16 protein-coding genes are annotated in these 15,731 nt (G+C 63.6%); 11 read left to right on the forward strand and 5 right to left on the reverse strand.

What is annotated here, in order from left to right:
- Positions 1-195: 195 nt before the first annotated feature.
- The 10 genes from AB4Y32_RS11130 to AB4Y32_RS11175 all read left to right on the forward strand — a co-directional run bounded on the left by AB4Y32_RS11130 (position 196) and on the right by AB4Y32_RS11175 (position 11,162).
- Positions 196-2,568 carry a bifunctional salicylyl-CoA 5-hydroxylase/oxidoreductase gene (locus tag AB4Y32_RS11130; protein ID WP_368721388.1) on the forward strand — a complete coding sequence of 791 codons (2,373 nt, stop codon included), beginning with the start codon at positions 196-198 and terminating at the stop codon, positions 2,566-2,568.
- Positions 2,568-3,347, forward strand: coding sequence for an SDR family NAD(P)-dependent oxidoreductase (locus AB4Y32_RS11135; RefSeq protein WP_368721389.1), 780 nt, complete (start codon positions 2,568-2,570; stop codon positions 3,345-3,347). Before AB4Y32_RS11130 ends, AB4Y32_RS11135 begins: the two co-directional genes overlap by 1 nt.
- Positions 3,344-3,910 (forward strand): MarR family winged helix-turn-helix transcriptional regulator, encoded by a 567-nt coding sequence (locus tag AB4Y32_RS11140; RefSeq protein ID WP_368721390.1) that lies wholly within the window; start codon positions 3,344-3,346, stop codon positions 3,908-3,910. Before AB4Y32_RS11135 ends, AB4Y32_RS11140 begins: the two co-directional genes overlap by 4 nt.
- A complete protein-coding gene (locus AB4Y32_RS11145) occupies positions 3,911-4,765 on the forward strand; it encodes an enoyl-CoA hydratase family protein (RefSeq protein WP_368721391.1) in 855 nt (284 codons plus the stop codon).
- Positions 4,766-4,767: 2 nt separating this feature from the next.
- Positions 4,768-5,967, forward strand: a complete 1,200-nt coding sequence (locus AB4Y32_RS11150; protein ID WP_439899774.1) for an acyl-CoA dehydrogenase family protein — start codon at positions 4,768-4,770, stop codon at positions 5,965-5,967.
- Positions 5,964-6,407 (forward strand): acyl-CoA thioesterase, encoded by a 444-nt coding sequence (locus AB4Y32_RS11155; protein WP_368721392.1) that lies wholly within the window; start codon positions 5,964-5,966, stop codon positions 6,405-6,407. Before AB4Y32_RS11150 ends, AB4Y32_RS11155 begins: the two co-directional genes overlap by 4 nt.
- Complete coding sequence (locus tag AB4Y32_RS11160) at positions 6,404-6,802, forward strand: RidA family protein (protein ID WP_368721393.1); 399 nt, start codon at positions 6,404-6,406, stop codon at positions 6,800-6,802. The genes AB4Y32_RS11155 and AB4Y32_RS11160 overlap by 4 nt, the downstream gene beginning before the upstream one ends.
- Positions 6,803-6,889: 87 nt before the next feature.
- Entirely contained in the window at positions 6,890-8,527 is a 1,638-nt protein-coding gene (locus tag AB4Y32_RS11165) for an AMP-binding protein (RefSeq protein ID WP_368721517.1), read from the forward strand.
- 258 nt (positions 8,528-8,785) lie between these two features.
- A complete protein-coding gene (locus AB4Y32_RS11170; RefSeq protein ID WP_368721394.1) occupies positions 8,786-10,240 on the forward strand; it encodes a DHA2 family efflux MFS transporter permease subunit in 1,455 nt (484 codons plus the stop codon).
- Between the two features lie 76 nt (positions 10,241-10,316).
- On the forward strand, positions 10,317-11,162 hold the full coding sequence (locus tag AB4Y32_RS11175; RefSeq protein WP_368721395.1) for an AraC family transcriptional regulator: 846 nt from the start codon (positions 10,317-10,319) through the stop codon (positions 11,160-11,162).
- Between the two features lies 1 nt (position 11,163).
- On the opposite strand, the gene AB4Y32_RS11180 is transcribed toward AB4Y32_RS11175, so the two are convergent.
- From AB4Y32_RS11180 to AB4Y32_RS11190, 3 genes are all read right to left on the reverse strand, one after another.
- Positions 11,164-11,751 carry a flavin reductase family protein gene (locus tag AB4Y32_RS11180; RefSeq protein WP_368721396.1) on the reverse strand — a complete coding sequence of 196 codons (588 nt, stop codon included), beginning with the start codon at positions 11,749-11,751 and terminating at the stop codon, positions 11,164-11,166.
- Positions 11,752-11,888: 137 nt separating this feature from the next.
- Positions 11,889-12,218, reverse strand: coding sequence for a hypothetical protein (locus tag AB4Y32_RS11185; RefSeq protein WP_368721397.1), 330 nt, complete (start codon positions 12,216-12,218; stop codon positions 11,889-11,891).
- 356 nt (positions 12,219-12,574) lie between these two features.
- On the reverse strand, positions 12,575-13,789 hold the full coding sequence (locus tag AB4Y32_RS11190) for a DUF2252 domain-containing protein (protein WP_368721398.1): 1,215 nt from the start codon (positions 13,787-13,789) through the stop codon (positions 12,575-12,577).
- 271 nt (positions 13,790-14,060) lie between these two features.
- On the opposite strand from AB4Y32_RS11190, the gene AB4Y32_RS11195 reads away from it, so the two are divergent.
- Positions 14,061-14,780 carry a GNAT family N-acetyltransferase gene (locus AB4Y32_RS11195; RefSeq protein ID WP_368721399.1) on the forward strand — a complete coding sequence of 240 codons (720 nt, stop codon included), beginning with the start codon at positions 14,061-14,063 and terminating at the stop codon, positions 14,778-14,780.
- A gap of 135 nt (positions 14,781-14,915) precedes the next feature.
- Here AB4Y32_RS11195 and AB4Y32_RS11200 read toward each other — a convergent pair whose 3' ends face one another.
- Together AB4Y32_RS11200 and AB4Y32_RS11205 are read right to left on the reverse strand one after the other, a co-directional pair.
- Complete coding sequence (locus AB4Y32_RS11200; RefSeq protein WP_368721400.1) at positions 14,916-15,260, reverse strand: type II toxin-antitoxin system PemK/MazF family toxin; 345 nt, start codon at positions 15,258-15,260, stop codon at positions 14,916-14,918.
- Between the two features lie 8 nt (positions 15,261-15,268).
- Positions 15,269-15,541 carry an AbrB/MazE/SpoVT family DNA-binding domain-containing protein gene (locus AB4Y32_RS11205; protein WP_368721401.1) on the reverse strand — a complete coding sequence of 91 codons (273 nt, stop codon included), beginning with the start codon at positions 15,539-15,541 and terminating at the stop codon, positions 15,269-15,271.
- Positions 15,542-15,731: the final 190 nt, after the last annotated feature.

The following is a 15,731-nucleotide window of genomic DNA, read 5'->3' on the forward strand; positions in this document are numbered from 1 at the left end:
GGGCTCTCGTAACGCGGTCCCCGCCCGCCGGGTCACGCGGCGTCATTAATCGCTTACGAAGCAGCTTCTTCCGTGACGGACCTTATTCCCACGGATCACCGTACTACCGCGCCGCCCCTTCGTTGCATCAATTTACTTGACATCTAAACTATCAAAACCTAAAGTAAAAGCTGCACTCGAGTTGGGGAACCAGCAATGCGTATCGTCTGTATTGGCGGCGGGCCGGCCGGACTGTATTTCGGGCTGTTGATGAAGCGGCGCCATCCGGCGCACGAAGTGATCGTCGTCGAGCGCAACCGTCCGTACGACACGTTCGGCTGGGGCGTGGTGTTTTCGGACCAGACGCTCGGCAACCTGCGCGCCGCCGACGCCAAAAGCGCCGACATGATCCTCGACGCGTTCAATCACTGGGACGACATCGAGATCAACTTTCGCGGCGCGAAGGTGCGCTCGTCGGGGCACGGATTTTGTGGCATCGGCCGCAAGCGTCTCTTGAACATCCTGCAAGAGCGTTGCGAGGAACTCGGCGTGAAGCTGGTCTTCGAAACGCAGGTCGTCGACGACGACGATTACGACGCCGATCTCATCATCGCGAGCGACGGCCTGAACAGCGCGATGCGCCAGAAGTACGCATCGACGTATCAGCCGGACATCGACATGCGCAACTGCCGCTTCGTGTGGCTCGGCACGAAAAAGCTCTTCGACGCGTTCACGTTCGCGTTTGAAAAGACCGAATGGGGCTGGTTCCAGGCCCACGCGTACCGCTTCGACGATCAGACCTCGACGTTCATCGTCGAAACGCCCGAGCGCGTGTGGCGCGCCGCCGGCCTCGACGAAATGAGCAAGGAAGACAGCATCGCATTCTGCGAGCGGCTGTTCGCGAAGTATCTCGACGGCCATCCGCTGATGTCTAACGCGAGTCATCTGCGTGGCTCGTCGCAATGGATTCGTTTTCCGCGCGTCGTCAATCGCGAATGGGTGCATTGGAAAACACGCGCAGACAACAAGCGCGTGCCCGTCGTGCTGATGGGCGACGCCGCGCATACCGCGCACTTCTCGATCGGCTCCGGCACCAAGCTCGCGCTCGAAGATGCGATCGAACTTGCGAACAGCATCGACGCGCATCCGCACGATCTCGCCGCAGCGCTCGCGCACTACACGGAGGTGCGCAGCGTCGGCGTGCTGCGCATCCAGAATGCGGCGCGCAATTCGACGGAATGGTTCGAGCACGTCGAGCGTTACGCGTCGTTCGAGCCGGAGCAGTTCGCGTATTCGCTGCTCACGCGCTCGCAGCGCATCTCGCATGAGAATCTGCGCGAGCGCGATGCCGCTTACCTCTCGTCATTCGAAGACTGGCTCGCCGTGCGCGCGGGCATCGAACGCGATCAGCAAAAGCCTTCCATTCCGCCGATGTTCACGCCGTTCAAGCTGCGCGGCGTGACGCTGAAGAACCGCGTCGTCGTCTCGCCGATGGCGCAGTATTCGGCCGTCGACGGCGTGGCGGGCGACTATCACCTGATGCATCTCGGCGCGCGTGCAATGGGCGGCGCAGCGCTCGTGATGACGGAAATGACCTGTGTGTCGCCCGAGGCGCGCATCACGCCCGGATGCCCCGGCATGTACGCGCCCGAGCATCTCGCCGCGTGGCGCCGCATCGTGCAGTTCGTCCACGCGCAAACCGATGCGAAGATCGGCATGCAGCTCGGTCATGCGGGTGCGAAGGCTTCGACGCGCGTCAGTTGGGAAGGCATCGATCAACCCTTGCCCGACGGCAACTGGCCGCTGGTGTCGGCGTCGCCGCAGCAGTATCTGCGCGGCGTCAGCCAATGGTCGCGCGAAGCGACGCATGAAGAACTGCGCGACATCGAAGCGCAATTCGTCCGCGCGACACACATGGCGGCTGAGGCGGGCTTCGACTGGCTCGAACTGCACTGCGCGCACGGCTACTTTCTGTCGAGCTTTCTGTCGCCGATCACCAACCATCGCACCGACGAATACGGCGGCTCGCTCGCGAACCGTCTGCGTTATCCGTTGCAGGTGTTCGCCGCGATGCGCGAGGTGTGGCCGCAGGACAAGCCGATGTCGGTGCGCATCTCCGCGCACGACTGGGTCGATGGCGGCACGACGCCCGACGATGCCGTCGAGATCGCGCGCGCCTTCAAGGCTGCCGGCGCCGACATGATCGACGTGTCGTCGGGCCAGGTGAGCAAGGACGAAAAGCCCGTGTTCGGCCGCATGTTCCAGACGCCGTTCGCGGATCGCATTCGCAACGAGGCGGGCATCGCGACGATCGCAGTCGGCGCGATCTCCGAAGCGGATCACGTGAACAGCATCATCGCCGCAGGCCGCGCGGATTTGTGCGCGATCGCGCGCCCGCATCTCGCGAATCCATCGTGGACCTTGAATGAAGCCGCGAAGATCGGCTACTTCGACGTGAACTGGCCGAAGCAATACACAGCGGCCAAATCGCAGCTCGAACGCAATTACGAACGCGAGCGCGCGCAGGCCGCCGAGAATGCGCGTCTGTCGCCGCTCGAACGCGCGCAACGCGCGGAAGGAACGGTTTGATGAACACCACGCTTGCAGGCAAGCATGCCGTCGTGACGGGCGGCGGCAGCGGCATCGGCGCCGCAACCGCCGAAGCGCTCGTTCGCGCGGGCGCGCGCGTCACGTTGATAGGCCGCGACGCGGCACGTCTCGCCGCGCAACGAGAAATTTTGAGCCGGCATGGCGAGCTCGCCGCATGCCTCAGCGTCGACGTGTGCGATGAAAGTGCTGTAAACAAGGCATTTTCCGAAGCCGCGTCGAACGCAGGTCCGATTGACGTGCTCGTCAACAACGCAGGCCAGGCCCAGGCCGCGCCCTTCGCGAATACGGACATCGCGCTCTGGCAACGCATGCTCGACGTCAATCTGACGGGCGTGTTTCTATGCGCGCGCGCCGCATTGCCGTCGATGCTCGAACGCGGCTATGGACGCATCGTGAATATCGCGAGCACGGCGGGACAGATCGGCTACGCGTACGTCGCCGCTTATTGCGCGGCGAAACACGGCGTGATCGGACTCACGCGCTCGCTTGCACTCGAAGTCGCGACGAAGGGCGTCACCGTCAACGCCGTGTGTCCCGGCTATACGGAAACGGAGCTGCTGCGCGCATCGCTCGACCAGATCACCGCGAAGACTTCGCGCAGCGAGCGGGAAGCGCGCGACATCCTCGTGCGCCACAACCCGCAGCGCCGTTTCGTCGAACCCGCCGAAGTCGCGAACGCTGTGCTGTGGCTGTGCGTGCCGGGCTCCGAATCCATCACAGGTCAATCGATTTCCGTTTCAGGCGGAGAAGTCACATGAGTCAAGCTGCAAAGAAAAAGGCCAGCGACGCGGCCGAAGCGAAACCCACGCGCAAAGGCGTCGCGAAGCCGGCAGAAAATGTCGTGGACATGGAAATGAGCACAGGCGCAGATAGCCACATGGGCTTGCGTCTGTGGCTACGCATGCTGACGACGACAAATCTCGTGCAAGCGGAGTTGCGCAAGCGTCTGCGCAACGAGTTCGATACGACGCTGCCGCGCTTCGATCTGATGGCGCAGCTGGAGCGTCATCCCGAAGGGCTGAAGATGACGGAACTGTCGCGCCGTTTGATGGTGACGGGCGGCAACATCACGGGCATTACCGATCAGCTGGAAAAAGAAGGCCTCGTCGCACGCGACACCGATCCGAACGATCGTCGCTCGACGAGCGTGCGCCTGACGCCGGAAGGCCGCGCGTTGTTCGACAAAATGGCCGTCGCGCACGAGCAATGGGTCGTCGAAATGTTCGGCGGGCTCGATCTGGATGAGAAATCGCGCACGCATCAAAAGCTCGGCAAGCTCAAGCAGCATCTGCTGAACACGATCAAGAGCCAGGAGACGTAAATGACCCGATCCGCTGCTGCCGACGCCCTGCTTGCCGGCAATCGCACGACGCTCGCCGCATATGACGCAAAGCACTTCGGCTGGTCCGTCAACGCAGGCGTCGCGACCGTCACGCTCAACCGTCCCGAGCGCAAGAACCCGCTGACGTTCGAATCGTACGCGGAGTTGCGCGATCTCTTTCGGCAGCTCGCCTACGCGACCGATGTAAAAGCCATCGTGATTCACGGCGCGGGCGAGAACTTCTGTTCGGGCGGCGACGTGCACGACATCATCGGCCCGCTGATCGATCTGCCGATGCCCGAGCTGCTGCTCTTCACGCGCATGACGGGCGATCTCGTGAAAGCGATGCGCCATTGCCCGCAGCCCATCATCGCGGCTGTCGATGGTGTCTGCGCGGGCGCGGGCGCGATCCTCGCGATGGCGTCCGACATGCGGCTCTCGACCGCGCGCAGCAAGCTCGCATTCCTGTTTTCGCGCGTGGGTCTCGCGGGCTGCGACATGGGCGCCTGTTCGATCCTGCCGCGCATCATCGGTCAGGGACGCGCCGCCGAACTCCTGTACACGGGCCGCTCCGCCAGCGGCGAAGAAGGGTACGCGTGGGGCTTCTACAACCGTCTGTGCGCGCCGGAAGCACTGCTCGACGAAGCGTTGAAGCTCGCCGCCGATCTCGTCGCCGGCCCGACGTTCGCGCACGGCATCACGAAGAAGATGCTGCATCAGGAATGGAGCATGAGCATCGACGAAGCGATCGAATCCGAAGCGCAGGCGCAGGCCATCTGCATGACGACGCGCGATTTCGAGCGCGCGTATCGCGCGTTCGCAGCGAAGTCGCGCCCGGTGTTCGAAGGAGACTGACCTTGAATCTCAACGATCCGCACGGCGCATTGGCCTGGCCGTTCTTTGAAGCGCGTCATCGCGAACTGGCCAAGGGCATCGAAGCATGGGCCGCGCAGCATCTCGCACATGTGCAGCATGAAGATACCGATGCGTCGTGCCGTCAACTCGTGCGTGCATTGGGCGAAGCGGGCTGGCTGAAGTACGGCGTCGGCGGCACGCAATATGGCGGGCACGGCGACACGATCGATACGCGCGCAGTATGTCTGCTGCGCGAAACGCTCGCGAAGTACGACGGTCTCGCGGACTTCGCGCTCGCGATGCAAGGCCTCGGCTCCGGCGCGATCACGCTCGCGGGCACGCACGAACAGAAGACGCGCTATCTGCCGCGCGTCGCAAAGGGTGAAGCGATTGCCGCATTCGCGTTGTCGGAGCCCGAAGCCGGATCGGACGTCGCCGCGATGTCGTTGCAGGCGCGCGCGGAAGGCGATACCTACGTTCTCGATGGCGACAAGACGTGGATCTCAAACGGCGGCATCGCGGACTTCTATGTGGTGTTCGCGAGAACGGACGAGACGCCGGGCGCGCGCGGCATCAGCGCGTTTATCGTCGACGCGAATACGTCCGGCCTGGAGATCGCCGAACGCATCGACGTGATCGCGCCGCATCCGCTCGCGCGTCTTCACTTCGCCGGCGCGCGCGTGCCGCGCAGCCAGATGCTCGGCGTGCCCGGCGAAGGCTTCAAGATCGCGATGCGCACGCTCGATATCTTTCGCACGTCGGTGGCAGCTGCATCGTTGGGCTTTGCGCGGCGCGCGATGCAGGAAGGACTCGCGCGCGCCGCGTCGCGCAAGATGTTCGGCCATACGCTCGGCGACTTTCAACTGACGCAGACGAAGCTCGCACAAATGGCGTTGACGATCGACAGCAGCGCGCTGCTCGTCTATCGCGCCGCATGGCTTCGCGATCAGGGCGAAAGCGTCACGCGCGAGGCAGCGATGGCGAAGTGGCATGCGAGCGAAGGCGCGCAACAGGTGATCGACGCCGCCGTGCAACTGTGGGGCGGCATGGGCGTGCGAAGCGGCGCGACCGTCGAGAGGTTGTACCGCGAGATTCGCGCGTTGCGCATCTATGAAGGCGCGACGGAAGTGCAGCAACTGATCGTCGGCCGCGATCTGCTGAAAGCGCATGCGGCGAGCCATGAACAGGAGCGCACGTCATGAATGCCTCGTTCGACATGCCCGTGCGCATCCGCTTCGCGCATTGCGACCCTGCGGGCATCGTCTACTTTCCGCAGTATCTGGTGATGACGAACATGCTCGTCGAAGAGTGGTTCAACGAGCGTCTCGCCATCGACTACGCGCACATGATTCAAACGCGCCGCGTCGGCCTGCCGATCGTCAAGCTCGATTGCGAGTTCTCGCGGCCAAGCCGCATGAGCGAAACGATCACGCTGTCGCTCGACGTGACGCGTATCGGGCGCCGCTCGATCGGTCTCGCCATCGTTGCACGCTGCGCGGGTGAAGTGCGCTTTCGCGCAGCACAGGTGCTCGTGACGACATCGCTGGAAAGCGGCCAGTCGATCGACATCCCCGACGACATCGCGACGGCGCTCGCAGCGTTCGCGCCGCATGCCGTTCAATCCGAGGAGCAACGCTCATGAAAAAGAAACCGCTACTGCCTGCGGGCTGGTTGAAGCCGCGCGGCTATGCGAATGGTGTCGCGGCGAGTGGCACACAGGTGTATATCGCCGGACAGATCGGCTGGAACGCGGAAGCGCGCATGACGAGTGATCTGTTCGCCGAGCAGGCCGCGCAGGCGCTGCGCAATGTGCTCGCCGTATTGCGCGAAGCGGGCGGCAGGCCCGAGCATCTCGTGCGGATGACGTGGTACGTCACCGACAAGCGCGAGTATCTGGCCGCGCTCAAGCAGATCGGCCAGACGTTCCGCGAACTGATCGGCGACTACGACATTGCGATGAGCGCGGTGCAGGTCGTCGCGCTGATCGAGGATGAAGCCAAGGTCGAGATCGAGGCGACGGCCGTGATTACCGACTAGGCCCGCTTCGCATTTGCGCGGACCAACCCTTTCCGCACGACTAGCACGACTAGCACCGATTAGCACGTATGGCAGAGGAGTTTCATGATGGAACCGTCAGCTCACATCGATACCTTCGCGCGCGACCACTTGCCGCCCGAGGATCAATGGCCCGTGTTTCTGCTCGACAATCCCGACGTCGCGTATCCGGCGCGCTTCAACTGCGCGACTGAACTGCTCGATCGTGCCGTCGAAAGCGGGCATCGCGACCGGCCGGCCATCTGGTCGGATGTCGATGGCAAACCGCAGGCGACCACTTATGGCGAACTGCTCGCGATGGTCAATCGCAACGCGCACGTGCTCGTCGATGAATTGCGCTTGCAGCCGGGCAATCGCGTACTGTTGCGCGGTCCCAATACATTGCAGATGGCCGCTGCGTTTCTCGCCGCATTGAAAGCGGGTCTCGTCGTCGTGCCGACGATGCCGTTGCTGCGCGCGAAGGAACTCAAGCAGATCATCGACAAGGCGCAGATCAGCGCGGCGCTGTGCGACACGCGGCTGACGGAAGAACTCGCGCGCTGCACGACGCAAGGCGACGAGTTCTTTTGCGAAGGCCTCGAGCAGACGCTCGTCTTTCATGACGACGCGCCCGGTTCGCTCGAAGCGCTGGCCGCATTGAAGCCCGCTGAATTCAAAGCGTGCGGCACGGCCGCCGACGATGTGTGCCTGATCGCCTTCACGAGCGGCACGACGGGCGCGCCCAAGGGCTGCATGCACTTTCATCGCGACGTGCTCGCGATGTGCGACCTGTTCCCGCGCCACGTGCTCGAGCCCACCGCCGACGATGTCTTTTGCGGCACGCCGCCGCTCGCGTTCACGTTCGGTCTCGGCGGCCTTTTGTGCTTCCCGTTGCGCGCGGGCGCATCGACGGTGCTGATCGAAAAGCAGACGCCCGAAACGCTGCTGCAAAACGTCGAGCGCTTTCGCGCGACCGTGATGTTCACCGCGCCGACGTTCTATCGGCAGATGGCGCCGTTGATTCCGCGCTTCGACGTTTCTTCGCTGAAGAAGAGCGTTTCCGCAGGCGAGGCGTTGCCCGACTCGACGCGCGCATTGTGGCGAGAAGCAAGCGGCATCGAGATGATCGACGGCATCGGCGGCACCGAGCTGATTCATATCTTCATCTCGGCGGCCGGTGGCGACGTGCGGCCACATGCGATCGGCAAGGCCGTGCCGGGCTACATCGTGCAAGCCGTCGACGACGACATGCGCCCCGTGCCCGCAGGCACGATCGGCAAGCTCGCGGTGCGCGGGCCGACGGGCTGCCGCTATCTCGCCGACGAGCGCCAGCGCAAGTTCGTGCGCGACGGCTGGAACCTGCCCGGCGACTCGGTCTATATCGACGAAGACGGCTACGTGTTCTATCAGGCCCGCGCCGACGATATGATCGTGTCGGCCGGCTACAACATCTCCGGCCCCGAAGTGGAGAGCGTGCTGATGCAGCACGAGGCCGTCGCCGAATGCGGCGTGATCGGCGTGCCCGACGAAACACGCGGGCAGATCGTGAAGGCGTTCGTCGTGCTCAATCCCGGTTATAGCGGGGACGACAAACTGGTCTCGGAGTTGCAGGAATTCGTGAAGAATACCGTTGCGCCGTACAAGTACCCGCGCGTCGTCGCCTTCATCGACGCGCTGCCCCGCACGGAAACCGGCAAGATCAAGCGATTCGCATTGCGTGCGATGTAGCGTGCCCGCGGTCTGCCGTTGACGCACGCGGTGGTCCCGTCCGGGCTTCGTAAAGGCCGCCCTCCCGCGCGGCCTCGCATAAAGTTTCCGCCGCGCGGCGGCGGCAAAACAAAATCATTGAGTCGTTGCGTGTCGATTTCGGCCCGCCCCAACCGTCGTGTGTATAACAGCGGTGCGCAAAAGGGGATTTCCCGTTGCAGTCCCAAACGGACCCTGACTAGACTGGTAGCGCATCGACAGCCACGGAGGAACGCGCGCATGACGCATAACATCGAAGGTCAAAAACGCTGGCTAGCACTGGTCGTGCTGTGCATGGGCGTGCTGATGATCGTGCTCGATACGACCATCGTGAACGTCGCCTTGCCGTCGATCGCGGCCGATCTGGGCTTTTCCGAAACCGCACTCGTGTGGGTCGTCAACGCCTACATGCTGACGTTCGGCGGCTTTCTGCTGTTGGGCGGCCGGCTCGGCGACCTGTACGGCCATCGCAAGCTCTTCCTCGCGGGCATTACGCTGTTCACGCTGGCGTCGCTTGCATGCGGGCTCGCGAACTCGCAAGTCATGCTGGTTTGCGCGCGCGCGATTCAGGGGCTGGGCGGCGCGGTGGTGTCGGCCGTATCGCTGTCGCTGATCATGAATCTCTTCACCGAAGAAGGCGAGCGCGCGAAAGCGATGGGCGTCTATGGTTTCGTGTGCGCGGGCGGCGGCAGCATCGGCGTGCTGCTGGGCGGTCTGTTGACCAATCTGCTGAGCTGGCACTGGATCTTTCTCGTCAATCTGCCAATCGGCATTGCCGTGTACGCGGCATGCATTGCGCTGCTGCCCGCCGGACGCGGGCACGCGCATGGCGAGCGGCTCGACGTCGCGGGCGCGGCGACTGTCACGGCATCGCTGATGCTCGCCGTCTATGCGATCGTCAACGGCAACGAGGCAGGCTGGCTGTCCGCGCAAACGGTCGTGCTGCTCGTCGTCGCGCTCGCGCTGCTCGGCGCGTTTCTCGCGATCGAAGCACGCGTCGTGCATCCGCTGATGCCGCTCGCGCTCCTCACGTTGCGCAATGTCGCGACGGCCAACATCGTCGGCGTGTTGTGGGCCGCCGCGATGTTCGCGTGGTTCTTCATTTCCGCGCTCTATTTGCAGCGCGTGCTCGGCTATGCGCCGTTCCAGGTCGGCCTCGCGTTCCTGCCCGCGAACCTGATCATGGGTTTCTTCTCGCTCGGGCTGTCGGCGCGCATGGTGATGCGTTTCGGCATCCGGCGTCCCCTCGCCGCCGGTCTGCTGCTGGCCGCGCTCGGACTGCTGCTGTTCGCGCGCGCGCCCGTCGACGGTCACTTCGTCGTCGACGTGCTGCCCGGCATGGTGCTGCTCGGCATCGGCGCGGGCGTCGCGTTCAATCCGCTGCTGCTCGCGGCGATGAGCGATGTCGATCCCGCCGATTCCGGCCTCGCGTCGGGCATCGTCAATACGTCGTTCATGATGGGCGGCGCATTGGGACTTGCGGTGCTCGCAAGTCTCGCGGCCGCGCAATCGGCGAGCGGCGGCGCGCAGCACGCCGATACGCCTGCCGCGCTCACGAGCGGCTATCACGTCGCGTTTCTCGTCGGCGCGATCTTTGCCGCGACGGCCGGGACGCTCGGCGGCGCGTTGTTGCGGCAAGGCACGCAATCCGCCGTGCAACAGGAACGCGGCGCGTTGAAGGAATCGATGGAGTAGCGACGAAGCGCAAGCGCAATCAAATGAACGCTACCTTCAATCGATATGCTGGGTTCATGCCGAAACGAGAGTCCTTATGAACCCAGCCGCGAACCCTGCCGGAAGAGCGCTCTGGTTTATCGAAAGCCACTTCGCGGGCGAGCTGTCGCTCGACGACATCGCCAGTAGCGGCTGTGTATCGCGCTTTCATCTGTCGCGTGCATTCGAAGCGGCAACGGGTTATTCGGTGATGCGCTACGTGCGCGCGCGGCGTCTGACGGAAGCGGCGCGGCGTCTCGCGCGCGGCGCGCCGGATATTCTCGCCGTCGCGGTCGATGCAGGCTACGGCTCTCACGAGGCATTCACGCGCGCGTTTCGCGAGCAGTTCGGGCTCACGCCCGAAGCGTTGCGCGCGCAAGGTCATCTCGACAACATCGCACTCGTGGAGCCGATCAAAATGGAAGAATCCCTGTTAGCCCATCTCGAACCGCCGCGTTTCGTCGACGGCGCTCCGTTGCTCGTCGCGGGATTGAGCGCGCGCTACAACTGCGAGAGCAGCTCCGGCATTCCCGCGCAATGGCAGCGCTTCAACGCGATCAACGGCCAGCTGCCGGGACAGCTCGGACAGGTCGCGTACGGCGTCAGCTACAACCCCGACGACTCAGGCAATTTCGATTACATGTGCGGCGTCGAAGTGACCGATTTCTCGGGCTTGCCCGACGAACTGGGACGTGTGCGCATCGGCGCGCAACGCTACGCGGTGTTCACGCATCGCGAGCACATCTCGACGATACGCCGCACGTGCAACACGATCTGGAACAAGTGGCTGCCCGAGTCCGGCCACACGCCCGCCGATGCCCCCAACTTCGAGCGCTACAGCGAGCAGTTCAACCCCGTGACGGGAATGGGCGGCGTCGAGATCTGGGTGCCGCTCAAGACGTGAATCAGCTTTTGCCGCTATCGACGGGCGCGGCTTCGACTTCGAACGTGTCGCCCGTTTCGAAGAACGTGCCGCCCGCGACGTAGTGGCACGTGCGCATGTCGTGATCGTCGCCGAAGTGCCAACGGTTGTTCGAGTAGACGCGGCTGTCCGCATAGCACGCGACTACTTCGGCGAGGATCAGATCATGGCGCTGGCTATCGTCGGGAATCACCTTGCATTCGAACCATGCGACGCAGCCTTCCAGCATCGGCACGTCGATCATCTGCGCGGCGAACGTTTCGAGTTGCAGCGCCGCGAGCTTGTCGATCTCGACGCCCGCATTCGATCCAACCGCAAGCGTATGACGCGCGAAGCCGCGCGTCGGCAGTTGCAGGCCGAACACGCCGCTTGCTTCGACGAGTTGCCGCGTCAGCGTCTTCGCGTCGATCACGACGACGACTTTCGGCGGAACGAAATCGAGCGGCATCGCCCACGACGCCGCCATCACGTTCGAACGGCCTCCGTGCGCGCTGGTGATGAGCGTGACAGGGCCGTGATTCAGAAGGCGCGTGGCGCGCGCCAGATCGATGGATTGGCGGAAATCTTGCATGGAAGGCCTTCGCGATATCGATGCTGCATTCTAGCGAAGCAAGGAAAAACGCGAGGGCCGCATGACAGAGAGGCGTTGACACTGAAACGAGCGGCGGCGCCGACGCGCCGTCCGCAGGTCCGCATGGATGCGAGAAGTCAGTGCGTGATGGGTGGCGGCTTGCCGTGCGAGATGTCGTGCGGCTTGTGCGCCTCGCCGTTCGCGCCCGGGAAGAACGCGTTCCACGCAGCGCGCACGCCTTCTGCTGCCGTGGCTTCCGCGTCGATGGTTTCCGGAGTGTCCACGCGCGCGGGATCTTCGCTCAAGCCGCGCCAGTGTGTGAACACGAGGAGCGGCCTTTCGGTCCAACCGCCTTCCGCGAATTTGGCGAATGCCGTCTCTCCGCTCACAAGCTGGACTTCGTACCACCCGTCCCTCACGGGCGCATAGTCGTCCAGCGGGAACCATGCGGTCGCTTCGATTTCCATAGTGCCGTCTCCTGTTGTGGAAGTGACTCATAGGATGGCATTGTTCATGCCCCACGGGCAGCGCGCCCGTGCGCGGCGTCGGGTACAAGCCTGGTTCAGGAAATGCAGGGCGAACAAGCCCGAAAAACGACGCGCATTCCGCCACGACGCCATCGCCAGATTTACATACTCCCTCGCTGGCGTCCAGCGCGCTAAACGTATTGGTATTTTTCGAATGTTGCGGCGGGATATGTTCGGCGCTGCGGGCAGTCGCGGCGGTTTATTCTCTTGACCGCCGGTGGCGCGAGAGCGTGCGCCTCGACACGTAGCGATTGCATTCGCGGCGCGTTCGCAAGCAGCGGCCTCGCCGCGCGCCGTCAGTTTTTCGAGGTCGGATCAAAAGCCCCGGCATCGAACGCCTTGCAGTACGCCTGCCAGTCGCTCACGACCTGCGCTTCGCACTGCGTTGCCAGATCGATCAGCGCAAGTTGCCATTTGCTTTTTTCGCCGAACGCGATCAGGTCATCGGCAATAGCGGAGCCCTGGCGTCCGCTGCTGCGAAAGTGCGCCCACGCGACCAGTTCCGCCATGTTGCCCACGACGCTTTCCAGCCGCGGCAGCTTGCCGTTCCAGTTCTCCAGCGCGACGCGGTCCTCGGACGGTTGCAGGCCGCGCAGCACGTACGGGCGCTTTTCGAATTCGACGGCATGCAGGAATGCCTGCGACACCACCTGATCGCGCCGCTGTATCTCGACGACGCGTTCCGCCTCGCTCGCCCATCGAGGTTGCGGCGTATTGACATTCGGCGCGGTCGCGGACGGCAGCGCGAGCTTCATGTCGAGCAGATAGTTGCCGTCGGGCGAGCCCTTGCCTTCGACCAGAATCACGTAGCGGTCGACGCCGAGACTGCCCGTGCCCGCGATGCGGCGCGCGACATCGATGATCTCGTAGAAAGCCGGATTCGGCTCGCGCTTCGCAAGGTCGTTCATGAACGCGGTGATTTTCTCGCGCGTTTTATCGGTGACGGGCAGCGCCTTCTTGCCGTCGACGCGCAGCGTCCGTTTCTTGCCCTTCAGTTCGGTGCGCCGATTCAGGTGATCGATGCGCGAGCGCTGATGCAGCGCAGCGAAAAGCTCGGCGACCATCCCTTCGGCCGTTTCCTCTTCGATCCAGCGCGCCTTGCCGAAACGCAGCGCGACCGCGTACGAATCGACGGCGATGTGGCACAGCGCGAGCGCCTCCGCGCGGCTGAGCTTCAGATCGTCGGCGGCGACGAGCACGCTCGTCAGCAGACGGATCATCTCGAACAGGCACGGCGCGAGGCAGGCCTCGTCGAAATCGTTGATGTCGAAATAGATGAGCCGGTTGTCGCCCTTGTAGCTGCCGAAATTTTCCAGGTGCAAGTCGCCGCAAATCCACGCATGCGGCGAGCTTTCCAGCACGCTGCCCTTGGACGAACGCTTGTAGAACAGATGACAGGTGCCGCGCAGGAACACGAACGGCGATGTCCGCATGCGCGCGTACTTCATCGCAAGGCGATCGGGGTCACGGCCGGCGTTGAAGCGGGAGATTTCATCGGCGACATCGAGCATGCGGGTCTCCCGAGTATGGTGTTCGATCACTTTCATTCTGTATCGACAGCCTTTCAGTTCCAAACGTTCGCGAGCGTGACTCCGTGGCGCCTCGCCGCGTGCGGCTCGTGGGTCGGTATGAGGACGGCCAGCAACTGTCGTTCCGTGCCCGCTTGCCGTGGTCGGCGCTGGCTCCATCGAATCCGCGCAGGCTGGTTCTTACGGACGCGCAGCGTTTGCCGTATCTTGCCCGATTGGCATATTTCAAACGCACACACGACGGGAGAACAACGTGGGGCAGCGAGTCAACGAATACGGCCAGCCGATCGGCGAACCGATGCTGAACTGGCAGCCAGCCAAAGCGCCCGGCGATCAGCCGATGACGGGACGCTATTGCCGGCTCGAACGCGTGAACGTCGAGCGTCATCTCGACGATCTGTACGACGCCTATAGCGCCGCGCCCGACGCCCGCGACTGGACGTATCTTTCCGTCGGACCGTTCGATACACGCGAAGCGTACCGCGACTGCCTCACGGCCCTCGCTGCGTCGCCTGATCCGCTGCATTACGCCGTCATCGATCTGGCGACGGGCAAGGCCGTCGGCACGCTTTCGCTGATGCGCATCGACAAGTCGAACGGCGTGATCGAAGTCGGTTTCGTCGTGTTCTCGCGGCGCCTGCAAAAAACGCGCATGGCGACGGAGGCGATCTTTCTTCTGATGCAGCGCGTGTTCGACGAACTAGGCTACCGGCGCTTCGAATGGAAATGCGATGCGCTGAACGCGCCTTCGCGCGCGGCGGCGGCGCGCTTCGGCTTCACGTTCGAAGGCACCTTCCGCCAGGCCGTGACCTACAAGGGCCGCAATCGCGACACCGCGTGGTTCTCGATCATCGACAGCGAATGGCCGCTGCTGCGCGCGGGCTTCGCGGAATGGCTAGATGAAGCGAACTTCGATTCGCAAGGCAAACAGCGGCGAACGCTCCAAGCGTGCATGGCGGGCCGTCGCGAGTAGCGAACACGCGGCTGCGAGCGACAAATGCTGGCCGCCGGGCTGTTCGCAGCGCACGTCACGCGCCGCCCGTGACTCGGGACGCGCCTCGCCGCTGCACATTGGATCACGGCGATGCGCGACGCGAGCGGCCCGTCGTCATATCATCAGGAACGCTTTCAGGCTGCGGCGAATCGCATCGAGTTCGCCTTGCGCGATGCGCTCTTCCCGGTACTCGCCACGCCGCGCGACCCAATCGAGCGTCACGATCTGATCGATCAACGCGACACAAGGCTTCGGCAACGCGGAAACTGGAATCTCCGTCGAAAATCCGCGCGCCTTTGTCGTGCAGGGCACGGCCACGACACGGTGCGTGGGACCGTTATGCGCCTCGTGTGACAACACGACGACGGGCCGTGGATACCCGCCGCCCTGCTCGTGCCCGACCACGGGTTCGAGCCTGATCCACAACACATCGCCGATCTCGGGAACGCCGTTTTTCATGTTGCTCCTTACCAGTCGTCCTGGTCCGTTGGGTCGGCAAGTTCGGAACCCACCGCAACGCCAAGATCGATAGTCGGATGCACGTCGTTCGGCCTCGCCGCGAGTTGCTCGCGATACTCGTCCCAGTTGAACGTCTTTACGGCAGGCGTTGCGACCAGCGCGCCGTCCGCCACCACCATGTCGACTTCCTGATCTTCGCGCAGATGCAATTCCTCAGCCAGGCTCGCGGGAATTCTCACCGCGAGACTGTTGCCCCACCGCTTGATTGTCTGAATAGCCATAGCGCCACCTTCGCCCGAGAAACTCAGATACACGACTTCCTCCTTCACAAGGCCCACGAAGGACCAGAAGCGCCGCGCGTATCTACCATGTCGATACTGTGATGCTACGCGGCGCGGGTTAATGTGTCAACATCGTATCTACGTTCGATATCTGTGTGCGATTGGGTGGTTCATATGACCGGTGCACTCG

Source organism: Paraburkholderia phymatum, from assembly GCF_040965635.1.
Lineage (GTDB): Bacteria > Pseudomonadota > Gammaproteobacteria > Burkholderiales > Burkholderiaceae > Paraburkholderia > Paraburkholderia phymatum_B.